The sequence below is a fragment of the Mesorhizobium sp. WSM4840 genome, from assembly GCF_055811755.1.
Window position 1 is genome coordinate 82,247 of record NZ_JBVVQD010000017.1, and the last position, 26,697, is coordinate 108,943.

General features: G+C 62.2%; 25 protein-coding genes and 1 pseudogene. 16 read left to right on the forward strand and 10 right to left on the reverse strand.

What is annotated here, in order from left to right; all coding sequences use genetic code 11:
* Positions 1 to 31 precede the first annotated feature (31 nt).
* A complete protein-coding gene (locus AC0L3I_RS22310; RefSeq protein WP_473487956.1) occupies positions 32 to 232 on the forward strand; it encodes a DUF2905 domain-containing protein in 201 nt (66 codons plus the stop codon).
* Positions 233 to 1,221: 989 nt separating this feature from the next.
* Here AC0L3I_RS22310 and AC0L3I_RS22315 read toward each other — a convergent pair.
* The 3 genes from AC0L3I_RS22315 to AC0L3I_RS22325 all read right to left on the reverse strand — a co-directional run bounded on the left by AC0L3I_RS22315 (position 1,222) and on the right by AC0L3I_RS22325 (position 2,881).
* Entirely contained in the window at positions 1,222 to 1,512 is a 291-nt protein-coding gene (locus tag AC0L3I_RS22315; RefSeq protein WP_473487955.1) for a hypothetical protein, read from the reverse strand.
* Positions 1,513 to 1,534: 22 nt separating this feature from the next.
* The gene (locus AC0L3I_RS22320) at positions 1,535 to 1,744 is read right to left on the reverse strand and encodes a hypothetical protein (protein WP_473487954.1); all 210 of its coding nucleotides are present in this window, start codon (positions 1,742 to 1,744) and stop codon (positions 1,535 to 1,537) included.
* A 558-nt stretch (positions 1,745 to 2,302) separates the two neighbouring features.
* On the reverse strand, positions 2,303 to 2,881 hold the full coding sequence (locus tag AC0L3I_RS22325) for an NUDIX domain-containing protein (RefSeq protein WP_473487953.1): 579 nt from the start codon (positions 2,879 to 2,881) through the stop codon (positions 2,303 to 2,305).
* Between the two features lie 305 nt (positions 2,882 to 3,186).
* Between AC0L3I_RS22325 and AC0L3I_RS22330 the strand changes: the two genes are divergently transcribed.
* The 14 genes from AC0L3I_RS22330 to AC0L3I_RS22395 all read left to right on the forward strand — a co-directional run bounded on the left by AC0L3I_RS22330 (position 3,187) and on the right by AC0L3I_RS22395 (position 18,057).
* The gene (locus AC0L3I_RS22330; RefSeq protein ID WP_473528242.1) at positions 3,187 to 4,290 is read left to right on the forward strand and encodes an NADH:flavin oxidoreductase/NADH oxidase; all 1,104 of its coding nucleotides are present in this window, start codon (positions 3,187 to 3,189) and stop codon (positions 4,288 to 4,290) included.
* Positions 4,291 to 4,385: 95 nt separating this feature from the next.
* On the forward strand, positions 4,386 to 4,694 hold the full coding sequence (locus tag AC0L3I_RS22335; RefSeq protein ID WP_473528274.1) for a DUF982 domain-containing protein: 309 nt from the start codon (positions 4,386 to 4,388) through the stop codon (positions 4,692 to 4,694).
* A gap of 31 nt (positions 4,695 to 4,725) precedes the next feature.
* Positions 4,726 to 4,965 (forward strand): DUF2188 domain-containing protein, encoded by a 240-nt coding sequence (locus AC0L3I_RS22340; protein WP_077371423.1) that lies wholly within the window; start codon positions 4,726 to 4,728, stop codon positions 4,963 to 4,965.
* A 290-nt stretch (positions 4,966 to 5,255) separates the two neighbouring features.
* Positions 5,256 to 6,344: an ABC transporter ATP-binding protein gene (locus AC0L3I_RS22345; RefSeq protein WP_192360645.1), complete on the forward strand. Its 1,089-nt coding sequence runs from the start codon at positions 5,256 to 5,258 to the stop codon at positions 6,342 to 6,344.
* Positions 6,345 to 6,380: 36 nt separating this feature from the next.
* Positions 6,381 to 7,706: an ABC transporter substrate-binding protein gene (locus AC0L3I_RS22350; RefSeq protein ID WP_123149946.1), complete on the forward strand. Its 1,326-nt coding sequence runs from the start codon at positions 6,381 to 6,383 to the stop codon at positions 7,704 to 7,706.
* Positions 7,707 to 7,911: 205 nt separating this feature from the next.
* Positions 7,912 to 8,763 carry a carbohydrate ABC transporter permease gene (locus tag AC0L3I_RS22355; RefSeq protein WP_374120408.1) on the forward strand — a complete coding sequence of 284 codons (852 nt, stop codon included), beginning with the start codon at positions 7,912 to 7,914 and terminating at the stop codon, positions 8,761 to 8,763.
* Position 8,764: 1 nt separating this feature from the next.
* Complete coding sequence (locus AC0L3I_RS22360; protein ID WP_473528243.1) at positions 8,765 to 9,658, forward strand: carbohydrate ABC transporter permease; 894 nt, start codon at positions 8,765 to 8,767, stop codon at positions 9,656 to 9,658.
* 403 nt (positions 9,659 to 10,061) lie between these two features.
* Positions 10,062 to 10,805, forward strand: coding sequence for a competence/damage-inducible protein A (locus AC0L3I_RS22365; protein ID WP_473487951.1), 744 nt, complete (start codon positions 10,062 to 10,064; stop codon positions 10,803 to 10,805).
* A gap of 202 nt (positions 10,806 to 11,007) precedes the next feature.
* Positions 11,008 to 11,841 (forward strand): universal stress protein, encoded by an 834-nt coding sequence (locus AC0L3I_RS22370; RefSeq protein WP_473487950.1) that lies wholly within the window; start codon positions 11,008 to 11,010, stop codon positions 11,839 to 11,841.
* 133 nt (positions 11,842 to 11,974) lie between these two features.
* Positions 11,975 to 12,475 carry a xanthine phosphoribosyltransferase gene (gpt, locus tag AC0L3I_RS22375; RefSeq protein WP_023798205.1) on the forward strand — a complete coding sequence of 167 codons (501 nt, stop codon included), beginning with the start codon at positions 11,975 to 11,977 and terminating at the stop codon, positions 12,473 to 12,475.
* Between the two features lie 196 nt (positions 12,476 to 12,671).
* Positions 12,672 to 13,160, forward strand: coding sequence for an NUDIX hydrolase (locus AC0L3I_RS22380; RefSeq protein WP_473528244.1), 489 nt, complete (start codon positions 12,672 to 12,674; stop codon positions 13,158 to 13,160).
* A gap of 707 nt (positions 13,161 to 13,867) precedes the next feature.
* Positions 13,868 to 17,635 carry a vitamin B12-dependent ribonucleotide reductase gene (locus AC0L3I_RS22385; protein ID WP_473528245.1) on the forward strand — a complete coding sequence of 1,256 codons (3,768 nt, stop codon included), beginning with the start codon at positions 13,868 to 13,870 and terminating at the stop codon, positions 17,633 to 17,635.
* A gap of 130 nt (positions 17,636 to 17,765) precedes the next feature.
* Positions 17,766 to 17,843 (forward strand): type II toxin-antitoxin system HicA family toxin, encoded by a 78-nt coding sequence (locus AC0L3I_RS22390; RefSeq protein ID WP_245265364.1) that lies wholly within the window; start codon positions 17,766 to 17,768, stop codon positions 17,841 to 17,843.
* A 4-nt stretch (positions 17,844 to 17,847) separates the two neighbouring features.
* Complete coding sequence (locus AC0L3I_RS22395) at positions 17,848 to 18,057, forward strand: type II toxin-antitoxin system HicB family antitoxin (RefSeq protein WP_473487947.1); 210 nt, start codon at positions 17,848 to 17,850, stop codon at positions 18,055 to 18,057.
* Positions 18,058 to 18,379: 322 nt separating this feature from the next.
* Here the strand turns inward: AC0L3I_RS22395 and AC0L3I_RS22400 are convergent, their stop codons facing one another.
* The 7 genes and pseudogenes from AC0L3I_RS22400 to AC0L3I_RS22430 form a co-directional block, all read right to left on the reverse strand.
* Complete coding sequence (locus AC0L3I_RS22400; RefSeq protein ID WP_473528246.1) at positions 18,380 to 20,578, reverse strand: esterase-like activity of phytase family protein; 2,199 nt, start codon at positions 20,576 to 20,578, stop codon at positions 18,380 to 18,382.
* A 204-nt stretch (positions 20,579 to 20,782) separates the two neighbouring features.
* Positions 20,783 to 21,796, reverse strand: a complete 1,014-nt coding sequence (locus AC0L3I_RS22405; protein WP_473487945.1) for a glycoside hydrolase family 25 protein — start codon at positions 21,794 to 21,796, stop codon at positions 20,783 to 20,785.
* A 220-nt stretch (positions 21,797 to 22,016) separates the two neighbouring features.
* Entirely contained in the window at positions 22,017 to 22,247 is a 231-nt protein-coding gene (locus AC0L3I_RS22410) for a hypothetical protein (RefSeq protein WP_473487944.1), read from the reverse strand.
* A gap of 167 nt (positions 22,248 to 22,414) precedes the next feature.
* A pseudogene (locus tag AC0L3I_RS22415) lies at positions 22,415 to 22,797 on the reverse strand (GFA family protein).
* A 246-nt stretch (positions 22,798 to 23,043) separates the two neighbouring features.
* Complete coding sequence (locus tag AC0L3I_RS22420) at positions 23,044 to 23,997, reverse strand: alpha/beta fold hydrolase (protein WP_473528247.1); 954 nt, start codon at positions 23,995 to 23,997, stop codon at positions 23,044 to 23,046.
* Between the two features lie 29 nt (positions 23,998 to 24,026).
* Positions 24,027 to 24,512, reverse strand: a complete 486-nt coding sequence (locus AC0L3I_RS22425; RefSeq protein ID WP_473528248.1) for an SRPBCC family protein — start codon at positions 24,510 to 24,512, stop codon at positions 24,027 to 24,029.
* Between the two features lie 137 nt (positions 24,513 to 24,649).
* Positions 24,650 to 24,898: a ParB N-terminal domain-containing protein gene (locus AC0L3I_RS22430; protein ID WP_095490758.1), complete on the reverse strand. Its 249-nt coding sequence runs from the start codon at positions 24,896 to 24,898 to the stop codon at positions 24,650 to 24,652.
* Between the two features lie 157 nt (positions 24,899 to 25,055).
* On the opposite strand from AC0L3I_RS22430, the gene AC0L3I_RS22435 reads away from it, so the two are divergent.
* Complete coding sequence (locus AC0L3I_RS22435; protein WP_473528249.1) at positions 25,056 to 26,696, forward strand: N,N-dimethylformamidase beta subunit family domain-containing protein; 1,641 nt, start codon at positions 25,056 to 25,058, stop codon at positions 26,694 to 26,696.
* The last annotated feature ends 1 nt before the right edge of the window (position 26,697 follow it).

Genomic DNA, 26,697 nt, shown 5'->3' on the forward strand with positions numbered 1-26,697 from the left:
GCGCTAATTGTTTCTGGCATGACGCAGCCCCATGTCGCGAACCCTGATTGTCGTTGGTCTCATCATAGTTGCGGTGGGCCTATTGTGGCCGTGGTTGTTACGGATCGGCCTTGGCCGACTGCCTGGTGACATCGTGATCGAGCGTGAGAACTTCACGTTCTATTTTCCGATCGCCACCGGGATCCTGATCAGCATCGTGCTCTCGATTATTCTGTGGCTGGTCAACCGGTAGCGGGAGAACTCGGGGAAGACAGCCCGCCCCCGCTCGGGGTCTTTTCTTAGGATCGATGTGCAGGATTATCTTGGCGGCCTCTCGTCACTCCGGATCGGCTGTCGAGCCGCCTTAGAGGCTGATGGCTGAATGAAAAACCTCGCCGCTCCATTCGCGAAGCGGCGAGGCCCCCATCGCCCCAATGCCGGTCCCAACACCCGGCGTAGCTGACCATGCAATCGCGGTGCCAAGGCGTATTGACCCATTACAGGACGCCTACGTGCCCCGGCTTAGGCGGCATCGGCTAAGATTAGTCCGGCGGGAAATCGTGCGCGGGGCAAGCGTGGCACGGTTCTTGCTCCCGTAGCGTCAGGCATGCCGGGCGCAAAGACCTGTTCCATATCAACACCGGCGTGTGAGGTTGGGACAATGATGTCGCGCAAGCTTCTGTTCGGCCTTCCCGCAGTGTTCTTGGCCGCGGCCCTAGGGCTGGCTCTCTTGTCGTCCGAGACCTCATGGGGATTTCTGACTGCGGCCCAATCCGACTCGGTGTTTTGTTCAAGCGGTCCATCACCCGAGACCGTATCGGCGTCGGCGTCGCGGACTTTGCCATCATGTCCGCCGGCCGACACAAGGTCATAGGGAGCGCCTCGATGGACGCGAGCCCCTGGATGTGGTCGCGCATAGCATTCCTGAAAGGGAAAGTTTGGGTCATGGAACATTGGGCTTTGATCACGCGGTTGGCATCAGCCTTTCGCGAATTCGTTGCACCGCGTTACCGGCCAGAGCTCTACTATATGCGCGGCCCGGGGCCGGCCTCCGCGCGGCGCGTGAGCGCGCGCTGAGCGTGTGTTTCGGCTGGCAGATTTCTCCCTACACCGGCGAAGCGCTTGGCGTCCTGGCGCCCGCCTGTGACCGCGGCGCGTTTTGCCGGTCCCGCCGGCTGATCGAAGCGCGCGAAGTTGCCGGGGCTCGAAGAGTGGCGATAGAGTCAGCGACGCGTTCCGAGCCTAGGCCATTCCCTCAGTCTCGCTCTCCTCATCAAAGGTATCGGCACCCAGCCGGCCGGCAATGACCAACCAATCTCGCACGATCGTTTGCAACACTTCAGGCCGCGACAGCTTCAACTGCGCTGCCAACAAGTCGATCGCCTCGTCAACCTCGGCTTCCAAGGCGAAGCCCGAGGTGTTCCTCAGCCGCAAGGCTGCGTTCATCAACATGACTTGCAGGTCCGCGCGCGAGACCTCCGAAATATGCGCGGCAGCATCCTCGAGTCTCTCGGCGAACGCCCGGTGGGTCATGGGTCCAACCCTATTGTGTAAGCTATTGTGATCGACCTCTCTGCGAAAACAGCTCGGCAGTGATTTCGTCCCTGTCCCCATTATGCTTGGCGATCAAAGCCAGCGCTTCCTGGCGGCCAATGTTGCCGAGCTTCATGAGGTACGGAACCTCAAACGTTCTCTTGTTGAGGCGCCATTCTGGCACGCACCGTGTTGCTGCTTTTCGCGCTGTTGTTCCATCTTGACGCATCATTTTGACTCCTCTTCCTGATATGATGATGCAGTCGCAAATTCCGTGCCTCGTCCCGCGTCGGAGGGGTATTCGAGGGCGTGGTTGTGGTGCCGGCGCGCTTGCTCCCACGCTCGTCATTGCCAGTAGCGATCTGGAGTTCTAATCGTCCTCTCACGCGGCTTCGGATGGACCAAACAGGGCCGATCAGACCATTGCCTCAGCATCTAAGACCTTGGCCTAGCAGCTTAGGTAGGAGCGTTCGCCAGCGCGCGACTCTGCCGGCTGCTGCTTTGCTCGCCATTCCTGCCAGGCGCGCTCTGCGGCTTGCCTGTGGCCCGCTGGCATAGGTTCCCAATCCGCCGGCGCCTTCCTCATACACCATTGAGCCGTTCTGTAACCCCAGTGCTCGATCCCGACGAGCTCGGATCCGTCTAGGATTCAGCGTGTGATGGGGTAGTCGATGCCAGGAGAAAGACAGCCATCGAGGTCGCGCCGAACAACTTCGACAAGTTTTTGACAATCATGGATCTGCTCCCCTCCAGTTGCATCTCAGCCCGTTACTGAAAGGAATTAAAGCCCTCACACCCGGATCGGGTTCAGCTTCAGATGCTGGATCAGGATGATCGTCTTGGCGTCGATGATGCGGCCGTCGTAAATGCCGGCCAGTGCTTCGTCCAGCGGCATTTCCAGGACCTCGATGTCTTCGCCTTCGTCCGGCGCGCCGCCGCCGTCGGAGATGCGGTCGGTCGGCGAATAGCGCGCGACGAAGAACCAGAGCCGCTCGGTCACGCTGCCAGGGCTCATATAAGGCGAATACAGCCGTTCGACGTCCTTCAGGTGGTAGCCGAGTTCCTCTTCCGCCTCCTTGCGGATGCAGGTTTCGGGGTCGTGTTCATCGAGCAGGCCGGCGCATGCCTCGATCAGCGGCTCGCGGTGGCCGGTGACGTAAGCTGGGTAGCGGAACTGCCGCACGAGCAGAACCGTCGAGCGCTCGGGGTCGTAAGGCAGGATCACCGCGCCGTCGCCGCGATCGTAGGTCTGGCGGATCTGCGTCTCCCATTGCCCGTCACGCCGGCGATAATCGAGGACGGTCTTTTTCAGGACGGCCCAGTCGTCGGAAAGGACTTCTTCCGAACGGATGCGAATGCGGTCTTCCATGATGAACTCCGTGCTGCCGCGCGAGGGGTAGTCGCGAATCGGACTTCGCGCAATCCCGATAGCAACGGCAGCCGGGAGGTGACCGGGGCAACCGCTTCAGGTTGCAGGACTTGAGATTGGCGAAGGCCGGCGTGCCGTTCGATCTCCCCCTCGAGTGGGAGATCGGCAGCTTCGCCGACGGCGCCTGCTCCGGATTGGGCGGCATCATTTGCTGAGCAACTGGTCCAGAGCACTTCACCGCCTCGTGTATGGCGCAGGCGCAATCCATTGCCTAAATAGCGACAGCCCCTCCCCCGGAGTTTTTTATGACCACATCCCTTTTCCAGCCGATCACGCTTGACGGCCTCACCTTTCCCAACCGCATCGCGGTGGCGCCGATGTGCCAGTATTCCGCCGATGACGGTTCAGCCAGCGACTGGCACCTGTACCACTGGATGAACCTGGCGATGTCCGGCGCCAGCATGGTCACCGTCGAGATGACCGACGTCGAGCGGCGCGGCCGCATCTCGCATGGCTGCCTTGGCCTTTATTCCGACGACAACGAGGCCGCCGCCCGGCGTGCGCTGGATGCCGCCAAGCGCGTCGCCGCGCCCGGCACCAGGTTCGGCACGCAGCTTGCCCATGCCGGCCGCAAGGCCTCCAACCAGAAACCTTGGGAAGGCGGCGGGCCGCTGAAGGCCGATCAGGACCCGTGGCCGATCGTGTCTGCCTCGGCCATCGCCTACGACACCGGCTGGCAGGTGCCGCGGGCGCTGGAGGATGAGGAGATCCTGCAGATCATCGAACGCTTCGCCGAGGCGGCAAGGCGGGCCGAGCGGGCCGGCTTCGATTTCATCGAATTGCACGCGGCACACGGCTATCTGATCTTCCAGTTCCTGTCGCCGCTTTCCAACCAGCGCACCGACCGCTGGGGCGGCTCGCTGGAAAACCGCATGCGTTTTGTCATCGAGATCGCCAAGGCGGTGAGGAAGGCAGTGCCCAAGCTGATGCTTGGGGCGCGCCTGTCGGTCAAGGAATGGGTCGATGGCGGCTTCGATGTCGAGGACGCGATCGAAGTGGCCAAGGCGCTGAAGGCGGCGGGCGTCGCCTATCTCTGCTGCTCGAGCGGCGGCAATTCGCCCCTGCAGAAGCTGCCGACAGGCCGGGGCTACCAAGTGCATCTGGCGGACGCCGTGCGCAACGGCGCCGGCATCCCGACGCGGGCCGTCGGCCTGATCGACGACCCGAAGCAGGCCGAGACGATCGTTGCCGAGGGCCGTGCCGACATGGTGGCTCTGGCCCGCGCCTTCCTCGCCGATCCGCGCTGGGCGTGGCGCGCCGCGGCCACCTTCGGCGAGACGATCCACCCGGCGCCGCAGCTTGCCCGCTCGGTGACGACGATGCAGCACTGGATGAAGGCGGCGGGGTGACCGCCCCGTTCATGGCTGCGGCCCCACGACTGCGACGCTTGGGACCTTTACGCGGAGGGGCGTGCAACCAAATCGGCCGCTCCGCGTTGGCGGCAATGATGGACAACAAGCCTTTTGAAAAGCCGGTCGTGGTCGAACTTGGCCATGTCGGCAAATACCGTGAGATCCGCAGCACCCAGGAAGCAGCGGAGTGCCTGATGACGGTCTGGCCACTCAATCGTGGTCCTCGGCATCGCGATGCTCTCGACACTTGCCTAAAAGTGCTGGAAGGTTATCGTTCGACAGCGGATGCGCGCCGGGCATTGGTCGAGGCCGCGAAGGAATCGGACGTGCTGGTTCCCGACGAGAGATTGCCCGACGAGAGATTGCCCCAAGGCAAACTGCCCCAAGGCAAACTGCATTGAGCAGACGGAGCTTTTTCCACTGGAGGATTTCATGGCGAAGCTGACCTACAAGATCGTCGAGCATGACGGGGGCTGGGCCTACAAGGTCGGCGAGACATTTTCGGAGACGTTCCCCACCCACGAGGACGCGCTGCGGGCAGCCGAGATCGCCTCGGCCGAACAGCAGGTCGCCGGCACCACGGACGGTATCCAGTACGAGGATGCCGACGGCAAATGGCACGACGAGCTCGCCGACGGCCGGGACCGCCCGCAAACCGAAGTTTCCGACTAGGCTGGTGTCGTTGCTGATGGCTTCTCGCATCTCTGGTTTTAAGAGCTGGGGCTTGACAAGTCATGCTCTTGCTATGATCCCGGACGTGGCGAATTTCAGTTCCGCTGGGAACGCTCACGATCAAGAGCAACAAAGAAGAGTGCTCGCGGCGCAGCCGCTTTACAGGCAGCCTTGGTAGCGCTACCGTTTCATCATCGCGCGTGACCAGGGAGGAACTTGGGAGCTGCCGCGGCCAGTTAGGAAAGCGGTTTCCTTCGAAGACGTCGCAGGAAGCATTCGGGAGGAAATCGATGGCGTCTGTCGCAATTGGCGATGTCTACAAATCATTCGGAACCGTCGAGATTCTGCACGGCGTCAGCGTCGACATAGATGACGGCGAATTCGTCACGCTGGTAGGTCCGTCGGGCTGCGGAAAATCGACCCTTCTCAGGATGATCGCCGGCCTGGAAAAGATTTCGCGCGGCCAGATCGCGATTGGCGAGCGTGTCGTCAACAATGTTGCGCCAAAAGAACGCGACGTCGCCATGGTCTTCCAGAACTACGCGCTCTACCCGCACATGACCGTCGCCGAGAACATGGCGTTCTCGCTGATGCTCAAGGGTGTTTCGAAAGCCGAAAGCGCTGCCAGCGTTAAGCGCGCCGCCGAAATCCTGGGGCTGGTGCCATTGCTGGAGCGCTATCCCCGGCAGCTTTCCGGCGGCCAGCGCCAGCGCGTCGCCATGGGCCGGGCGATCGTGCGTGATCCGGCGGTCTTCCTGTTCGACGAGCCGCTGTCCAATCTCGACGCCAAGCTCAGGGTGCAGATGCGCGCCGAGATCAAGGAACTGCACCAGCGGCTGAAGACCACGACGGTCTATGTCACCCACGACCAGATCGAGGCGATGACCATGGCCGACAAGATCGTGGTCATGCATGACGGCATCGTCGAGCAGATCGGGCCGCCATTGGAACTCTACGACCGGCCGAACAATCTCTTCGTCGCCAGCTTTATCGGCTCGCCCGCCATGAACATGCTGAGGGGCGAAATCGCAACTGATGGCGGCTCACCGTCTTTTCGCGGCTCCGGCGGAATTTCCCTGCCGCTGGCCGCAGTACCTTCGATCGGCAGCGGCGAACAGGTGGTGCTGGGGATACGGCCCGAGCATCTGCAGCTGTCCGATGACCAGGGTATTCCGGTCACCGTCGCGGTGGTCGAGCCGACCGGATCGGAAGTGCAGCTCATCGGCCGGACGGCCGGCGGCGAAGAGATCGTCGCCAATTTCCGCGAGCGCCATTCCTTCACGCCGGGCGAGACCGTACGGCTTACGGCCGAGCCCGGCCTCATCCATCTTTTTCATGGCGAAACCGGGCAGCGCTTCGACATGCGCACCCGGCAGTAAGAACCACGGCAAGGACATAAACAGGAGGAGACGAGCATGAAATTCACCAGACGTGACGTGATCCGCACGACCGCCGGCGTGGCGGCGGGAGCCTTGGGAAGCCGGTTCGTCGGCTCTTCCGCCTTTGCCCAGGAGGGGTTGACATACAAGCCCGAGGACGGCGCAAAGCTGCGGATGCTGCGCTGGTCGCCCTTCGTACAGGGCGATGAGGATCAATGGCTGGCCAACACCAAGCGGTTCACCGAGGCGACAGGCGTCGAGGTCCGCGTCGACAAGGAAAGCTGGGAGGACATCCGCCCCAAGGCGGCGGTCGCCGCCAATGTCGGCTCCGGCCCAGATCTCATGTTGGTCTGGTTCGACGACCCGCATCAGTACCCCGACAAGCTGCACGACGTGACGGAACTGGGTGAGTATCTCGGCACGAAATACGGCGGCTGGCACGACGGACCAAAGCAATATGCGACGCGGGAGGGGAAATTCCTCGGCCTGCCCCTGGCCACCATCGGCAATGCCATCGTCTATCGGGAAAGCTGGGTGAAGGAGGCTGGCTTCTCGGAGTTTCCGAAGGACACGGCGAGCTTCCTCGAGCTTTGCAAGGCGTTGCAGGCGAAGGGCCATCCGGCCGGTTTCACGCACGGCCATGGCGTCGGCGACGGCAACAACTATGCTCACTGGCTGCTGTGGAGCCATGGCGGCCAGATGGTCGACGAGAGCGGAAAGGTGACGATCAACAGCCCCGAGACGCTCAAGGCGATCGAATACGCGCAGGAACTCTACAAGACCTTTATCCCCGGCACCGAAAGCTGGCTCGACGTGAACAACAACCGCGCCTTCCTGGCCGGCGAACTCAGCGTCATCGCCAACGGCATTTCCGTGTATAACACGGCCAAGACCAACAAGGACAATGATCCGAAACTGGCTGAAATCGCCAAGGACATGCGCACGACCAGCCTGCCGATCGGTCCTGTCGGAAAATCCGTCGAGCTGTTCCAGGTGACCACGGCCGTGATCTTCGACTACACGCCCTACCCCAACGCGGCCAAGGCCTATCTGCAGTTCATGTTCGAGGAACAGCAAATGGCAGAGTGGATCACCTCCTCGGCCGGCTATTGCTGCCAGACACTCAAAGCCTTCGAGAACAATCCTGTGTGGACGGCCGACCCGAACAACGCCGCTTACGCCAAAGCCTCGGCGACGCTGCGTCCCAACGGTTATGCCGGGCCGCTCGGCTACGCTTCGGCGGCGACCATGGCCGACTATGTCCTGGTCGACATGTTCGCCAAGGCGGTGACCGGCCAGGCGACGGCGCAGGAGGCGATGGAAGAGGCGGAGAAACGCGCCAACCGGTACTATCGCGTTTGATCACAGCCGAGCCGGGCAGCCGCGACCGCGCTGCCCGGTCTGGTTCCTGAAATCGTGTGGCGGCCACTCAGGCCACCATGCCAGCAGACTTATGAGGAGCCGTCCTATGGCCGTGTCGTCCGCTGCCGTTCAGCCGCGTCCGTCGATCCTGTCGCGGAGCCTGTCGCTCCTGGCCGACAGCCGGAACGCGCTTGGCTTCGGCTTCATGCTGCCGGCGGCAGCGCTGCTGCTGGTCTTCCTCACCTATCCGCTGGGGCTCGGCATCTGGCTCGGCTTCACGGATGCCCGAATCGGCCGCCCCGGTATCTTCATAGGCATCGAAAACTACCAATATTTGTCGGATGACGCGGTCTTCTGGCTCTCCGTCTTCAACACCTTGCTCTACACGATAAGCGCCTCGATCCTGAAGTTCGCGCTCGGCCTCTGGCTGGCGCTTATCCTCAATCAGAACCTTCCCTTCAAATCGTTCTTCCGCGCGATCGTCCTTCTGCCGTGGGTGGTGCCGACGGTGCTGTCGGCCATCGCCTTCTGGTGGATATACGATTCGCAGTTCTCCATCCTGTCCTGGGCGCTTATGGAAATGGGCCTGATCGACCATCGGATCAATTTCCTCGGCGATCCGGTGAACGCGCGCGCTTCGGTCATCGCCGCCAATATCTGGCGCGGCATCCCGTTCGTGGCGATCACGCTGCTGGCCGGCTTGCAGACGATTCCGCAGTCGCTTTATGAGGCCGCCACGCTCGACGGCGCCAGCCGCTGGCAACTGTTCCGTTTTGTGACGCTGCCGCTGCTGACGCCGATCATCGCCATCACCATGACGTTCTCGGTGCTGTTCACCTTCACCGATTTCCAGCTGATCTATGTGCTGACCCGCGGCGGACCGGTCAATGCCACCCATTTGATGGCGACATTGTCGTTTCAGCGCGGCATTTCGGGAGGCCAGCTTGGCGAGGGCGCCGCCATCGCGGTCGCCATGATCCCGTTCCTGCTTGCGGCGATCCTGTTCAGCTATTTCGGCCTGCAACGCCGCAAATGGCAGCAAGGCGGCGGAGACTGACATGGCCACGATAAAAAAAACGAAACGTCCGGAACTCGACGAAGGCGGCATGGGCTACCTTCAGAGCCTGCCGCGGCGCTTGGTGACGGTCTATCTGCCGTTACTGGTGTTCGTCATCGTGCTGTTGTTCCCGTTCTACTGGATGACGATCACGGCGATTAAGCCCAATCTCGAGATGACCGACTACGCCAATTTCAATCCGTTATGGGTCGTGCATCCGACATTCGAGCACATCCGCTATCTCTTGTTCGACACGTCCTATCCGGGCTGGCTGCTCAACACGATCATCATCTCAACTGCCGCCACTTTCCTGTCGCTGCTGGCTGCGGTGTTCGCGGCCTATGCGATCGAACGGCTGAGGTTTTCGGGGGCGCGGCAGGTCGGGCTCGCGATCTTCCTCGCCTATCTCGTGCCGCCGTCGATCCTGTTCATCCCGCTGTCGGTGATGGTGTTCAACCTTGGGCTCTACGACACACCCTTCGCGCTCATTCTTACTTACCCGACTTTCCTGGTACCCTTCTGCACGTGGCTGCTGATGGGTTACTTCCGCTCCATCCCGTTCGAACTGGAAGAATGCGCGCTCATTGACGGGGCGAGCCGGTGGCAGATCCTCACCAAGATCGTGCTGCCGCTGTCGGTGCCCGGCCTGATTTCCGCCGGCATATTCGCATTCACCCTGTCATGGAACGAATTCATCTATGCCCTGACGTTCATCCAGTCGTCCGAAAACAAGACTGTGCCGGTCGGGGTGCTCACGGAGCTTGTCCGCTCCGACGTCTATGAATGGGGAGCGCTGATGGCCGGAGCCCTGATCGGCTCGCTGCCGGTGGTCGTGCTTTATTCGTTCTTTGTCGAGCACTACGTTTCCTCGATGACCGGTGCGGTGAAGGAATAGCGCCTGTGACAGTCTCGCGGTCGGCGATGCGCCTGAAGGCATTGACGCGTTCCTGCTAGGCTGCGGCAGCCAGCGCAATCTCTTCAGACAAAAGCAGGTGCTCGGCCAATTGTCGAAGTCGGCGCCGCCCCTCATCCGCCTGCCGGCACCTTCTCCCCGTATAGTGACGGGGAGAAGGTGCTGGCCGCAATCTCGGCACCCCCTACTGCAACCCTGGAGATTGGCGAAATCCTTTGCGAAGGCGTCTTTCTCCCCGTCACTATACGGGGAGAAATGCCCGGCAGGGCAATGAGGGGCGAAGCCGACCTGATGCGATTGCTCTGCTGCAGCAGCGTTATCAATACGGGCATTGCCGCCAACCATCCGCCGCGTTATCTCAACTGACTTTTTGCCGGAGCCTCCCATGCCTGAAATCGTCACCGCCGCCATGCTGGTCATCGGCGACGAGATTCTGTCCGGCCGCACCAAGGACAAGAATATCGGCCACCTCGCCGATATCATGACGGTGATCGGCATCGACCTGAAGGAGGTGCGCATTGTTCCCGACGAGGAAGACGAGATCGTCGCCGCAGTAAATGCCCTGCGTGCCCGCTATACCTACGTCTTCACGACCGGCGGCATCGGTCCGACGCATGACGACATCACCGCGGATGCCATTGCCAAGGCCTTCGGCGTGCCTTGCGAATACGACGCCAAGGCCCATGCCATGCTGGAAGCGAGCTACGCCGCGCGCGGCATCGAATATACCGAGGCGCGCAAGCGCATGGCGCGGATGCCGCGCGGTGCCGACCATATCGACAATCCTGTGTCCATCGCGCCCGGCTTCCGCATCGGCAACGTCCATGTCATGGCCGGCGTGCCGGCGATTTTCCAGGCCATGCTCGACAATGTGGTGCCGACGCTGAAGGCCGGCACCAAAATGCTGTCGGCCACGGTGCACTGTCCGTTCGGCGAAGGCCTGGTCGGCGGACCGCTGGGTGACATCCAGAGGGCGCATCCGGATACGATTATCGGCTCCTACCCGAAATATGGCGACGGCAAGTTCTGGACCGAGCTGGTCGTTCGTGCCCGCAGCCAGGACGCGCTGGACGCCGCCCGCGCCGATGTCGAGGCGATGGTCGCAGGCCTCACCAGCGCGGCCAGCTGATCTAAAGCGCATCGCGTCTGAAAGGATTCATTCGACGCGCTTTAGGTTCTTGTTTTTATGCATGTCGTTATCCCAACCGCTGCGCACCCTCGGTTCAAGCCCGAGGGCATGCCTTTGGGCGACATGCATTAGCCGGAACCAAGCGTGGTGCTGTAACGTTTCATGCGGGCGAGTTTCGATCGCCGTAAAATGAGGGGTTACCATGCGATTCAAGACCATCGTCGCCATACTGCAGAACGAACAGGACGCGGAGCGCGTGCTCGAATGCGCCATTCCGCTTGCCGACAGGTTCGAGAGCCATCTCATCGGCATTCATGCCGAAGCGCTTCCCGTCCCCTACACCTCGGCGACCGGCTTTCCCGACACCGAATTCCTGCAGGTTTCGGCCGACATGAATAAGGAGCGCGCAGAAAAATTGCGGGCGGTTTTCCTCAGGCACATCGAGGATTCCGGCCTGTCCTTCGAGTGGCGCAGCCTCGAGAGCTTTTCCGGAGACAGCGCGCTGACCGGCATCCCAACCGTCCGCACTGCGGACCTGATCATCGCCGCGCAGCGCGAGTCGGGCGGCGATCCGAGCGCCGATGTCGACACGCTGGTCTATGACGCCGGCCGGCCGGTGCTGGTCGTGCCGCACTCAGGCCCACTCATCACCAGCTTCAAGCACGTGCTGCTTGCCTGGAACGGCAGCAAGGAAGCCGCGCGCGCCGCCTTCGACGCCCTGCCCTTCATCACCGAGGCCGAGAAGACCGATATTGTCGTCATCGACCCGCCGGATACGCTCGACGAGGCCCCTGAGGCGGCCGGCGCCGAAATCGCCGCCGCCCTGTCCAGGCACGGCGCCACCGTCAGCGTCTCGGTGCTGCAATCGGGCGGCCACTCGGTCGACGAGGTGATCCAGACCAGGGTCGCCGAAACCGGCGCCGACCTGCTCGTACTTGGCGCCTACAGCCATTCCTGGCTGCGCCAGCTGCTGTTCGGCGGGGTCACCCGCACGGTGCTGCGCACCCTGCCCGTGGCAGCTTTCCTGTCACGGTAAGTCCACAAGGACCAGGTCCACAGGGATCGCCTGCCGCCGCCCTTGCCAAGGCCAAGGCTTTCCAGTTAATTCCGCACGCATTCCTTCAAGTGTCTGCGCGCGGTTTTTCGCGCGCTGCGGAGTGCGCAGAAAAATGTCCCTTCCCGAAAAGGCCTTTCCCGTTTCCTGGGATCAGTTCCACCGCGACGCGCGTGCACTCGCCTGGCGGCTTGCCGGCGCCAACAAAGGCCAATGGAAAGCGATCGTCTGCATCACGCGCGGCGGCCTGGTTCCGGCCGCTATCATCTCGCGTGAACTCGGCATCCGGGTTATTGAGACGGTTTGCGTCGCCTCCTATCACGACTACGCCAGCCAGGGGCAGCTGCAGGTGCTGAAGGAGGTCACGCCGGCACTGCTCGCCGATGACGGCGCCGGCGTGCTGATCATCGACGACCTCACCGACACCGGCAAGACCGCGGGCATCGTGCGCGCCATGATGCCCAAGGCGCATTTCGCCACCGTCTACGCCAAGCCGAAAGGCAGGCCGCTGGTCGACACCTTCGTCACTGAAGTCAGCCAGGACACCTGGATCTATTTTCCGTGGGATATGGGCTTCACCTACCAGAAGCCGATCGCTGACGACCACGCCGGCTGATTCGCGCAAGCCGTTCCTTCGGAGAGCACCGGCGAGCACTTCTTGAAAGAGCGCCGCAGCGCACGATATTTCCTGAATCGACGCCTGGTGGCGTGGTTAACCCGTTCGTATGAGGTTTTTTACTTTTATTGCTTATGATTAGCCGTAAGATTCACGAGACGGCAAGTGATTCTGGAGGCTGGGGCAAGCTTCTCCGATGTTGACGAGGCCAGTAACGCACAACCATTTGGCCGAAAGGGTCCAGCGGCTCTTCGGCACAGCGCCGTGCCGCCTGCAGGTTGCAGCATTGCCCTGGCGCGATACCGGGCATGGCGTCGAGATCATGCTGATCACCAGCCGCGATACCGGCCGCTGGGTGCTTCCCAAGGGCTGGCCTGAGGCCAAGGAACTGCTTTGCGAAGCGGCGGCGCGCGAGGCCGGCGAGGAAGCCGGACTGCGCGGCACGGTCTCCCACCACGAAGCCGGCCGCTACTTCTATGCCAAGGGATTGGCTTCCGGCGAGGAAGTGCCTTGCGAAGTCCTGGTATTTCCGCTGCAGGTCGACAAGATCGCCGACCGATGGAAGGAAAAGCGGTCGCGCACCCGTAAATGGGTCAGCCCCGCCGAGGCCGTGCGCATGGTCAACGAGCCGGACCTTGGCCAGATCATCGCCTATTTCTGTGCCGACCCGCACCAGTTCTCCTGAGCAAGCATAGGCGCACCGGCCAAAGCCGCGCACCTGCCGCGCATCACCGGCGATGTTGTTTGGCGAAGAGAATCGATTTGGCCACTCCAGCTTTGGCATGCGTTGTCGCGGCCGATTGCCCGCGCGTGGGCAAATCGAAATTCCCTGGGCCACTTTCTATCCCCGTTATCCACATATGTGACACACAAGATGTTGGGGTCACAAAAGCGGCACAAACGAATCCTTGACGGCGCAAAACGAGTCGCCTTTTATAGGCGATGCGCTCCTGTTGAGAGTGCGACCGGAAAGTTCTGAGCCCGGTCTTTTTCCCGGATTATGTGCGTTTTGGCCGCATTTCCGCCTGTTTACGAGGCCGGCGGAAGCGTTGGGATTGTGGGGTCTTTGGGGACGAAAGGGAAAAGTGTCGGACTGGAATAAATTGTCTGTTAACACTATATTTAGTGTTTGCAGGTAGGTTCGGCGCTAGATAGTGTGAGCTTCCCTCGATTGAGGGAATCGAAAAAACTTCAGTTTTGAGGGACCCGCAGGGTTCGCCAGCGCGTTGGACGGCTACTTCGCAAGGAGTTCGACCAGCAGGGCGGGCGGAGCCTGTGAAAAGGAGCCGGCCGTTTTCGAACGCCGGCAGACGGCGGACATGCGCGTTTCGCAATGGGGCAGAAATCCCCCGGGAAATGCGCTATATGTAGACACACAAAGGGATAGGACCAATGCGCATCGAGCGTCGTTTCACCAAGCAAGGGCAGTCGGCTTATGCGGAGATCGAATTCCGCAAGGCGCTTTCGGAGATCAAGAATCCGGATGGCTCGGTGGTGTTCCGCTTGGACAACATCGATGTGCCGGCGCAGTTCAGCCAGGTTGCCGCCGACATCCTGGCGCAGAAATACTTCCGCAAGGCCGGTGTGCCGGCGCGGCTGAAGAGGGTCGAGGAGAATGACGTCCCCTCCTTCTTGTGGCGCTCCGTCGCCGACGAGGCCGAACTGGCAAAACTGCCCGAGGCTGAGCGCTACGGCTCCGAGATCGACGCCCGCCAGGTCTTCGACCGCCTCGCCGGCACTTGGACCTATTGGGGCTGGAAGGGCGGCTACTTCAAGTCGGAGGAAGACGCGCGCGCCTTCCGCGACGAGCTCGCCTATATGCTGGCCACCCAGCGCGTCGCGCCGAACTCGCCGCAATGGTTCAACACCGGCCTGCACTGGGCCTATGGCATCGACGGCCCGAGCCAGGGCCATTTCTATGTCGACCCGTTCACCGGCAAGCTGACCAAGTCGAAATCTTCCTACGAGCATCCGCAGCCGCATGCCTGCTTCATCCAGGGCGTGCAGGACGATCTCGTCAACGAAGGCGGCATCATGGACCTGTGGGTGCGTGAAGCGCGCCTGTTCAAATACGGCTCCGGCACCGGCTCCAATTTCTCGTTCCTGCGCGGCGAAGGCGAAAAACTGTCCGGCGGCGGCCGCTCGTCCGGCCTGATGAGCTTCCTCAAGATCGGCGACCGCGCGGCGGGCGCCATCAAGTCGGGCGGCACGACGCGCCGCGCCGCAAAGATGGTCATCGTCGACGCCGACCATCCCGATATCGAGGAATTCATCGACTGGAAGGTCAATGAGGAGCAGAAGGTCGCCTCGCTGGTCACCGGCTCGAAGATCGTGAAGAAGCACCTCGAAGCGATCATGAAGGCCTGCATCAACTGCGAAGGCCAGGACGACGATTGCTTCGACCCGGCGATCAACACCGCGCTGAAGCGCGAGATCAAGGCAGCCAAGAAGGACGGCGTGCCGGAGAACTACATCTACCGCGTCATCCAGTTCGCCAAGCAGGGCTACACCTCGATGTCGTTCAAGACCTACGACACCGACTGGGATTCGGACGCCTACCTCACCGTTTCGGGCCAGAACTCCAACAATTCGGTCTCGCTGAAAGACGATTTCCTGCGCGCCGTCGAAGAGGATGCCGACTGGCACCTCACCGCCCGCAAGGACGGCAAGGTGCTGAAGACGCTGAAGGCCCGGGATTTGTGGGAAAAGATCGGCTATGCCGCCTGGGCGTCGGCCGATCCGGGCCTGCACTTCAACACGACGATGAACGACTGGCACACCTGCGCCGCGGCCGGCGCGATCCGGGCGTCTAACCCGTGCTCGGAATACATGTTCCTCGACGACACCGCCTGCAATCTGGCGTCGATCAATCTGCTGCCCTATCGCAACGCGGACGGCAGCATCGATATCGCCGCCTACGAGCACACGGTTCGGCTGTGGACCATGGTGCTGGAAATTTCCGTCATGATGGCGCAGTTCCCGTCGAAGGAGATCGCCAAGCTCTCCTACGAATACCGCACGCTCGGCCTCGGCTACGCCAATATTGGCGGCCTGCTGATGACATCAGGCATTCCCTATGATTCCGACGAGGGCCGCGCCATCTGCGCAGCACTCACCGCTGTTATGACCGGCACGGCCTATGCCACCTCGGCCGAAATGGCCGCCGAGCTCGGCGCCTTCCCCGATTACGACCGCAATGCGCAGAACATGCTGCGCGTCATGCGCAACCATCGCCGCGCTGCCTATGGCGACAAGGACGGCTACGAGAAACTCGCCGTCAACCCGGTGCCGCTGGTCGCCTCCGACCTGAAGCAGCCGGAGCTTGCCGCCCATGCCAAGGCTGCCTGGGATCGCGCCATCGAGCTCGGCGAAGAGCATGGCTACCGCAATGCGCAGGCGACCGTGATCGCGCCGACCGGCACGATCGGCCTGGTCATGGATTGCGACACCACCGGCATCGAGCCCGACTTCGCGCTGGTGAAATTCAAGAAGCTGGCCGGCGGCGGCTACTTCAAGATCATCAATCGCGCTGTCCCGGAAGCGCTGCGCACGCTCGGCTATTCGGAAAGCCAGATCGCCGAGATCGAGGCCTATGCGGTCGGCCACGGCAATCTGAACCAGGCGCCAGCCATCAACCCCGGCTCGCTTAGGGCAAAGGGTTTTACCGACGACAAGATCGCGGCACTCAACGCAGCGTTGAAATCGGCCTTCGACATCAAGTTCGTCTTCAACCAGTGGACGCTTGGTGCCGACTGGGTGAAGGAGACGTTTGGCTTCACCGACGAGCAGCTCAACGATTTCTCGTTCGAGATGCTGCCGGCGCTGGGCTTCTCGAAGAAGGACATCGAGGCCGCCAACATCCATGTCTGCGGTGCGATGACGCTGGAAGGCGCGCCGTTCCTGAAGGCTGAACATCTGCCGGTGTTCGATTGCGCCAGCCCGTGCGGCAAGATCGGTAAGCGTTCGCTGTCGATCAATAGCCACATCCAGATGATGGCGGCGGCCCAGCCCTTCATCTCCGGCGCCATTTCCAAGACCATCAACATGCCGAACGATGCGACGGTGGAAGACGCCAAGGGCGCCTACATGCTGTCGTGGAAGCTGGCGCTGAAAGCCAACGCGCTCTATCGCGACGGCTCGAAACTCTCGCAGCCGCTCAACGCCTCGCTGCTCGCCGACGTCGAGGACGACGAGGACGATGCCGTCGAACAGCTGATCGCGGCGCCGGCTTCACAGCGCGCCGTGCAGGTGACTGAAAAGATCGTCGAACGCGTCGTCGAACGCCTCTATCGCGACCGCGAAAAGCTGCCGAACCGCCGCAAGGGCTATACCCAGAAAGCGGTCGTCGGCGGCCACAAGGTCTATCTGCGCACCGGCGAATTCGATGACGGTCGTCTTGGCGAAATCTTCATCGACATGCACAAGGAAGGTGCCGCCTTCCGGGCGATGATGAACAACTTCGCCATCGCCATCTCGCTCGGCCTGCAGTATGGCGTTCCGCTCGAGGAATATGTCGAAGCCTTCACCTTCACCAAGTTCGAACCTGCCGGCATGGTGCAGGGCAACGACGCCATCAAGAACGCCACGTCGATCCTCGACTATGTGTTCCGCGAACTTGCGGTTTCCTATCTCGAACGCCACGACCTCGCTCATGTCGACCAGTCGGATTTCGACAAGACCGCACTTGGCCGCGGCATCAACGAAGGCAAGGCGACGCCGTTCTCGAAGGGGCTGACGCGCGGCGTCTCGCCGGTCAAACTGGTGTCGGGAATGAGCGCCGACCCTAAGGGGTTTGGCGGTTCAAGTCCCTCTCCCGCCCCCACTCGCTCGGCGCCGACGGCGTTCTCAGGCTCCAATGTGCTGGCGCTGAAGCCGGCCAGCGACGAAGCGATCGCCTATAAGCGTGACTATGAGGAGCGGGCCAGGGAACTGGTCGAGGATATCGTCTACGAGGAAGCCGAAGAGGCTTCGGGCCTGTTCACCGATGCCGCCGCGCAGGAGGCGGCCGAGGCGAAAGCGCTTGCCGCTACAAGGCGTCAGCAATCCTTGATGCAGGGCTACACCGGCAACGAATGCTCGGAATGCCACAATTTTACGATGGTGCGGAACGGCACGTGCGAGAAGTGCGACACCTGCGGCTCGACGAGCGGGTGCAGCTGAGGACCGATGCCACCTCGGCTTACGGTCCGCGAAGTCATTCGCCTGCTGGAAACCGACAGCTGGTATCTGGTTGCAACCAAAGGCAGTCATCGCCAATATTAAGCATGAAATCAAAGCCGGCCGCGTCACGGTGGCCGGCAAGCCGTCTGAAGAGGTTGCACCGGGAACACTGAATAGCATCCTCAAGCAGTCCGGTTTAAAGGAGTGATGACATGCGCTACGCGGTGGTGATCGAAAAAGCCGGAAACAATTTTTCCGCGTACGTGCCGGACCTGCCCGGCTGCATCGCGACCGGCGCGTCGGTTCCTGACGTGGAAACCGAAATTCGCGACGCAATACGCTTTCATATCGAAGGCTTGCATGCCGATGGGCTGGATGTGCCCAAAGGGGTCAGCCTGGCGGAATATGTAGAGGTGCCCTAGCTACGCCGCAACCGATGTGCTGCGGCTTGGGTCTTGTGGAAACGGCCGCGGATGCCACCGACGAAACCAGCCGCAGCGAAGACCTGTCTATGTCCCGTCAGGGAAGACGTCGCGCGCTGGCTAAGCGACCGTGCCACGCCCGGCTTCGCGGAAGTGCCCCCTCACCCGGATTGCCAACCAAATTGCGAAGGGCAATTCGGGGCAATCCGACCTCTCCCCAAGGGGAGAGGAGTTCGCCAGCGTTGATGCCAGCCTCTTCTCCCCAGCGGGGAGAAGGTGGCCGTGAAGCGGACGGATGAGGGGGACGCTCCATATAACACCCTCAGTTCACGGCGCTGATGTTGCCCAAGCGTAAAAACAGCGTTTCGCCGGAAGAATCGTCGACGCCGTCATTGTCGGTGGCGACGAAGATATCGCCGTTCTTGTCGATGGTGAAACCTTCGACCTTGTCGATGACATAGCCGTTGGTGGCTGATTTCAGGTCGCCGACGATGTCGCGCACCAGCGTCTTTTCGACCAACGGCAGTTCGCCACCGAGCTTGGCCGGTTTGAAGGCGTCGAGCGCCACCGAATAGATGCGCTTCACCTTGGCCAGGTCGCCAATCTGGTTGTCGCGTTCGAGGATGTAGAGCTTGCCGTCATGCGCGGTGATCTCCGACAGCCCCATCCAGCCAGCTTCGGTCGCTTCGAGCGGATAGCGCACTGCCGACCATTCCTTGGCCTGCGGCTTGTAGGCCAAAAGCTTGACCTGGCCCTTCGGATCGTCGGCCCATTCGCGCTGCACCGCCATCACCAGCGTCAGGTCGTCGCCCTCGCCAATGGTGGTGATGCCTTCGAGGCCGAAGCGGCTCTGATGAGCGAGCAATTCTGTCGGGAAGCCGATTTCCTGCTTGATCTCGCCCTTGCCGTCGACGCGCAGGATGGCGTGCGGGACGAGCTTTGCCGGATCGCCTTCATTGGCCAGCCAGAAGCCGCCTTCACCGTCGGCGACAATGCCTTCGATATCGAGCTTCTGTGCAGGATGGCCGCCACGCGTGACGATGGTCTTGCCGGTGATCAGCGCCGGCGTCTGCGTGGCATCGACCTCGAAGATCGACGGCGCGTTGGCGTAGAACGAGTCCGAGGCTGCGAAGAGCTTGCCGGCGGTGTCGCCTGCCGCGAGCGCCGAAAGCGCACCCCAGCCCAGCGGCGTGCCGTCTGCCGTGAGCTTTGCCGTGATCATCGGGTAAGTGGCGGGACCCTCGGAGCACTCGTAGACCATCACGTGCGAGCGGGCGAGCCCGTCCTCGACCAGGTCGGCCTCGTTGGCGGTGACCAGGAGATTGCGCGACGGAATCGCCACCAGGCCTTCCGGGCCGATGCCGGACGGCAAGATCTGCACAAACCGAGGCTCCGCACCCGTGTCCTTGTAGACGCCGACAACGGAGCCACGCTCCGAAGCGACGAAAATCAGTCTGTCCTCGCCGAACGTGCCGGTCTCGAGACCTTCCGGCTCGACGCCCTTCTTGTTGCGGTCGTCGGGATAATGGCCGGCATTGGCGACCTCGTACTCGAAGGACGGACCGGATTCGTAGAGAACCTCGCCCTTCTTGCTGAAGATCGTGAAGCCGCGCGAGCCGCCCTTGTAGTCGCCTTCGTTGGCGACGACGAGACGGTCATTGTCGAGCCATTTCACGGCGTCGGGTTCGCGCGCGACGTTTTCCATTTTGCCATCGAAGGACAAGGCGCCGTTCTTCTTGGTGTCGATCTTGTCCAGCGTGACGGAGCCTGCGGAGAAGTGCGTGACGATCGCACCGGTTTCGGCGTTGACGATGGCGATGTGGTTGTTTTCCTGCAGCGTGACCACTATCTCGCCGGCCTCGTTGAAGGCGACGAATTCCGGCTCCGGATCTTCCGCCGCGACTTCGACAATGCCCGCCAGGTTGACGGTCTTCATTGTCGCGCAATCAGGGTGGCCTTCGGCAAGCGTGAAGATCTTGAGGTCGCCCGCCGGCATCTGCGGAATCTCTCCGTCGTTCAGATCCTCGTCGCGCTCGTTCTCGATGGCGATGGCCAGAAACTTGCCGTCCTTGCTGAACGCCAGTGAGTCCGGCTGGCCGCCGAGGTCGCAGGTGCCTTCGATCGCCTTGGAGGCAAGATCGATGACGGTGAGGTTGCCCGAAGGCTTGGCTTTGCTCTGAGACGTGTTGACGCCGGCCAGCACCTTGCCGCCGATGACCACAACCGAGGTCGGCTCGCCGTCGATCTTGGCGATGCCGCCGGCCTTGGGCGCCTTGGGATCGGCGATGTCGATGAAGCCGACCGCACCGAGCGGGCTATCGGAATAAACCAGCGTCATGCCGTCTTCGCTCGCCGTGATGATCTCGGACGAAGTCGGCGTGGTCTTCTCGACGTCCGCCGGGAGGTTTCCGGCGACCGCGAAGCTCGCGACCCGGTTGAACATCATGTCGGCATGGGCCGGCAGCGAAACGGAGGCAGCAAGCGCTGCCGTCAGGACGAAAAGCGCGGAATGGCGGGGCACGGGTGGCGTCTCCTGTTCGAATGGAAGCCACCTGATTTGCGGGAACCACATTTCAAAGCGATGACGGATCGATGACACTTCCGCGACAGGCGGTCAGGGTCCGTCGATATTCACCTCATGCTGGCCTGCAAATGGCGGCTTTCTGCGCCGCGATCAGCCCCCACAGGCGCGAACAGCAAGAAGCTCCAGCCCCGGAAGGACGCCCTACTCCGCCTCGGCCACCATCTGCCGCCCACCAACCCAGTTCCGCCAGGCTTCCTCGTCGCCGTGGAACACGTTGAGGTCGATGCGGCCCCTCACCCCGTGCGACAGGCCGGAGCCGGAATACTGCCAGAACACCCATTTGCGGCCGGGATAGACCTTTGCCGGGTGCTGTGCCACCGCGCGCAGCCAGAATGGATAGTCCAGAAATGCGCCACGCAGATTGTCGCGGTAGAAATCGGGCGCGGTGTAGATGATCGGCCGCTGGCCGTAGTGGCGCTCGAGCTTGTCCATGAAGACCTGCATCTTCTCCAGCACCTTCTGCCGCGACGGCCGCCGCTTGCAGCTGGATTCGCCGTTCCACTCGACATCGATCACCGGCGGCAAGGCGCCCTCGACCCTCGGCACGTTGCGGATGAACCAGTCGGCCTGCTCGCCTGCCGTGCGGCACCAGTAGAAGAAGTGATAGGCGCCGCGCTTGAGGCCGGCGGCGTCGGCATTGCGCCAGTTCTTCCTGAACATCGGGTCGAGATGATCGCCGCCGTCGGTCGCCTTGATGTAGGCGAAGTTCGCGCCCTGCGCGCGCAGCTTGCCCCAGTTCACGTTGCCCTGCCAGCGCGAGACGTCGACGCCGTGAACGGCGAGGTGTCTGGGCGAGGCCCTGCCGAAATTGATCGGCTTGGCGTCACGAAAACGATAGCGCTGGACCGGCTCGGCGAGCATCGGTGCTGCCTGTGCCAGCCGCGTCGGCGCCACCAGGGCAATCGGCTCGGCGGGTGGTTCGATGCTTTCCACAGGCTCTGGAGTGGCCATAGCCACAGTCTGCCCCGCCTCTTCCTGCGCGAAGTCGGGTGCCGCATCGGCCGCACCGACCGACGCTACCGGCGCGGGCGGCCGCACAACCGAACTGGTCGTCTCGCTGGACGGCACTTGCAACGCGTCGACGCCGGACGTGGATGTGCAGCCGGCAAGGCACAGAGACGCGAGCACAAAGATGACGACGCCTGAAAACCGCATCTGGACCTGTACGCAGAACACAACAGACCGAGGGCAAGACAACGCCGCCGGACAAACCAGTCCAGATTACTAACGAGAAATTACCAACAAAGTTTGAATCAAATTGTTAGGACGAGAGGGCAAGCAGAATACATGGCTTCATCGCCGCAGCGGTGATTGCTTGGAACGCCGGCAGGACAGAGAGGGCGCGAAGGATCGCCGATGCCTGCAGGCCCGCTGCCTAGCCGCACAGCCATAGCTTATGGCAGCTCTCGGCTACCATGTGAGCGGGCGGTACGAAGCGGTCGGTGTCGGGGCGATCGGTGACGGGATTGACCGGCGCATCATCCCGGCGAACCTTTTCTTCAAGCAGCGAGCGAAGCTCGGCCGGCTGCACGCGGTCGCGCTCCATCACGAGCTTGACCATCGGATCGCTCAAAAGCTCATCCAGGGTGTTGATTCTGTCCTTCATCCGTCGCCTCCTCGACTGCCGACCCGCACGTAATAGATAGGCGGCAATGATGGCTCGCCAATGACGCTTTGCCGGCTATCTCGTGTCCCGGATGAAAAAAATTGGGCACTCCCTGTGCTTCAGTTCGCCTGTGCTTCGGTTCGCCTGTGCTTCAGTTCGCCTGTGCTTCAGTTCGGGGGTGGGGCGCCTTCATATTGCGGCAGTCCGTCGTCGAGCTGTACCCAGGGCTGCTTCGAGGCGGTCCACATATGCATCTGTGGTCGTCAAGCGAGCCGGAGGTGACGCCGATGATGCCGGCGGAGTCGCGCCGGGAAAACAACGTCGTGCCGCAGCCCGGGCAAAAGCCGCGCTTGAGATCGGGCGAGGAATTCACCAGCGCCACCGGTCCTTCTGTCGTCACGTCGTCGATGCGGAACAGCACGCGGGCGTTGAAGGCCGCGCCCAACGCCTTCTGGCAAAGCCGGCAATGGCAGACGCGCTCGTTGATCGGTGCAGCATCAGTGCGATAGCGCACCGCCCCGCACAGGCAGCCACCCTGATACCCGGCCATATCTGCACCCCTCATTATCTGCACCCCTCATTATCTGCATCCCTCATTCTGAAGATTGGCGGCAAGGTAGCTGCCGGTATAGCAGCGTCAATTGAAAAGCTTTGATGGCGCCATCTGTTGGCGTGATGCGGCCGGCGGGACTTGCGGTGCGGTTTCAGCAGCCGCTCTGCTGTTCTGGTCAGGCGTGACGTGAAACAAGCGTCGCCGGCCATCTCCGGAGACGGCCGGCAGGCAGTTTTCAGGCGGTTAGTTCGTTTCGCTGACGATCTCGTCCCAGGTCTTCACCTTGGTCTCGCCATTGAGGAAGGGCAGCGCGGCGGCCACCAGTTCCGGCGCGAAGAACACGTCGTAATGGGTGCGGTTCGGCAGGATGGCCAGGCGGTTCTGCGACAGGTTCTCGCGCATCCAGCCGGCGTCCTTCAGTCCGCCGCCGAGCATCTGATAGAACTTGATCTCGTGCTCTGGCCGGTACATATCGCTATCGCCGAACGCCAGCATGACCGGCATCTTCAGCTTCGGCACATCGGCGGAGTAGTCGTAGTCCTTGCGCATATAGGCGCCCAGCTGGTCGAGCAGCTTCGGAAAATCCTGCGGATGCGGCGCCACCGCCACATAGGATTTGTACATCGGCGTGTCCTTCATCATGTCGGCCATCGCCGCGCCGACCTGCGCCTGCTGGGTTCGCATCTCGGCATAGAAGCCGTCCGAGGCACAGCCCGCCGACACCAGGACCAGCCGGCGCACGGTTTCGGGATGCTGGACGGCCATGCGGAAGGCGACGCCGCCGCCCAGCGAATAACCCATGACATCGACCTGCTCGTAGCCGAGCGCCTTGACGATAGCCGCCATGTCGTCGCCCATAGCCTCCAGGCTGAGCGGCCGGTCGCCGAGCGCGGTGCGGCCGTGGCCGTGCAGGTCGACGCCGATGACGGTACGGTTTTCGGCAAACTTCGGCAGGATCGGCGCGAACATGTCGGTCGTGCCCAGACCACCATGCAGCAGAAGCAGCGGCTCGCCCTTGCCGTAGACGGCATAATAGTAGTTCAGGCCGTTGATCGGCAGCAGGCCGGATTTCGCCGGCTTCGGCATTGCTTTCGTTTCGGTCATGGCGGGCTTTGCCTCCTCGGCTTTGGTGGAGCTCGGCGCAGCGAAGAACGCTGCGGCCGAGACGAAAATGGCGAAAAATATCGATCTGGACATGTCGGCCTCCTCCCCTTCTTGCCGGTGGATCAAAGCCGCTTAGCGACTTCTTCGAGCTGGTCGGCACATTGGCTCCAGCCCTCGTGAAAGCCCATTTTTTCGTGCTGTTCGCGGTCGGCGACGCTCCAATGGCCGACCCGTACGATGTAGCGGGTCTTGCCCGTGCCCTCGTCCTCGAGTGTCACCACGCCGGTCATAAATGGCTTTTCGGAAGGCTCCCACGCCTTGGTATAGGCATCGGTGAAGACGAGCTTCTTGCCTGGCACGACTTCGAGGAAGACGCCGGGGTTCGCGAACTCGTTGCCGTCGGGACCGGCCATGACGATCAGGCTGGAGCCGCCGGTGCGAACGTCCATCTCGGCGCGCGGCGTCGTCCACGGCTTTGGCGCGAACCATTGCGTTACGAGTTTCGGCTCGGTCCAGCAGCGATAGACGTTCTCGCGCGGCGCATCGATGATGCGGGCAAGAACCAGTTCACGGTCGGAGCTGGGGGCGATATCGAGCTTGGTCGTCATGGTGGTCTCCTCACTTGCTGCTAAAGAGTTGGCTTGAATGCCCGTTTCCGTCTCAAGGACGAGTGGGCAACGCGCAGCCCGACAGGGTCTCGCGAAAAACTTCGCCTGGCCGATTCCGGCGGACGCCGAATGAGAGCTTAGTGGCGCTTGGCTTGCACCAGATAGGCGTCGATCTCGGTCTCGCCGAGCCACTTCGCCGCTTCCAGCCGGTGCAGGCCTTCGACCAGGATATGGCGCTTGCCGTCGTGGCGCACCTGGATCGGCGTCTTCATGCCGTTTTCCAGAATGTCCTCGGCCAGATGCCGGACGGTCTCGGGATGCAGTGTCTTCCTGCGCGCGGTCGGCACATAGATGTCGTCCACCTTAACCTTTTGCACTCTCAGCATGTCGGCTCCCGTGGCGGAAAAGGCCGCCCTTTGTGAGATAATCTGTTTGGCAGGCAAGGCCAAGGCCGGCTGTCAGCTATCGCTGGCCCGATCGTTTCCAATTGACGCTTGCCCGGCAGATGGTCGAAATGACGCGTTCGACCCTTCACAGGCGTTCATGACCAAGCTTCCTACCGAATTCCCCGATTTCGGACTGACGCCCCACCAGCGCCGGCAAGCCGTGCGCGGCCACTACTGGGAGTGGCCGGGCATGGATGGCGAACGCGGCGAGATCTGGTGCTACAGCGACCGTTTTTCATACAGCCGGGGCGAGACAGTGGCGCTGCATGTCAGTTCGACAGCCTCCAGCTTCAGCGTGGCGATCGTCCGCGACGGCGGCACCGAAACGAAAATGTTCGAGACGGCCGGGATCGCGGCGCGCTGGCAGGATACACCCGACCAATGTTCGGTCGTGGGCTGCGGCTGGGACGCATCGTTTGAATTCCGCGTCGGCGACGACTGGCCGTCCGGAGCCTACCGCGCCACGCTGACGGCGGATGGCCGCGACGGCAAGCCGATCCGCTGCTACCATCTTTTTATGGTTACCCCGCAGCCCGGCAAGAAACGCGGTCGTGTGCTGCAGGTTGCCGCCACCGGCACCTGGCTTGCCTACAACACTTGGGGCGGCTCCAATCATTACGAAGGCATCACCGGCCCGAACCGCGATCAGTATGCCCCAATGGTGTCGACGCAGCGGCCATGGTGCCGCGGCTTTGTTGTTCTGCCGAAAGAGGCGCCGCGCGTGCCGCTCGAGGTCGCCGTGCCGCCGAAGACCGCGCCGCGCTATCCGCATATGGAATGGGCTTTCGCCACCGGCCATTCGAAGAAATACGCCTCGTCCGGCTGGGCAAGCTATGACAGCCACTTCTTTCGTTTTGCCGAACGCGCCGGCTATGCCGTCGACCTTGCCAGCCAGCACGAATTGCATTTCTCGCCCGAAATCCTCGACGGCTATGACTGCGTCGTGTTCGTCGGCCATGACGAATATTGGACCTGGGAGATGCGCGACGCTGTCGATGCCCATGTCGAACGCGGCGGCCATGCGGCGCGCTTTGCCGGCAATTTCATGTGGCAGACCAGGCTGGAGGACGAGGGCCGCCGCCAGATCTGCTACAAATACCGCGCCCGCGACGAGGATCCGGCCTATCGGGGCGGCGACGTGAGCCGCGCCACGAATTCCTGGGAAGCGCCGGAAATCGGCCGGCCGGGTGCCATGACCTTCGGGCTCAATGCGACCAGGGGCCTTTACGCCGGCTGGGGCGGTTGCGCGCCGCGCGGCGTGCGCGGCTATCCGGTCTACCGGCCGGAGCATTGGGCGTTTGCCGGCACAGGCATCTACTACGGCGACCTGCTCGGCGCCGACAGCCATGTCTATGGCTATGAGGTCGATGGGCTCGATCACGAAATCCGTGGCGGCCTGCCTTACCCCACCCCCGACAGCGGCGCACCGGACGGGCTGCAAATTCTCGCGGTCGGCATGGCTGCCCAAGTCGAGGAGAGCGCCGACATCGCGTTCGAAGACCAGTTTCTCGGCGACGAGGACGGACGCTTCACCGCCGAAACGCTGTTCGGCGAGGCGAGCGAAGCCAATCTCGAAAAGGTCAAGCGCGGCAACGGCATGATCGTCAATTTCCCGCGCGGCAAGGGCGAGGTGTTCCACGCCGGAAGCTGCGAATGGGTCGCCGGCCTGCTAAGGCAGGACGCGATGGTCGAGCGCGTCACCAAGAATGTACTCGACCGCTATCTCGGAAAATCCTGAC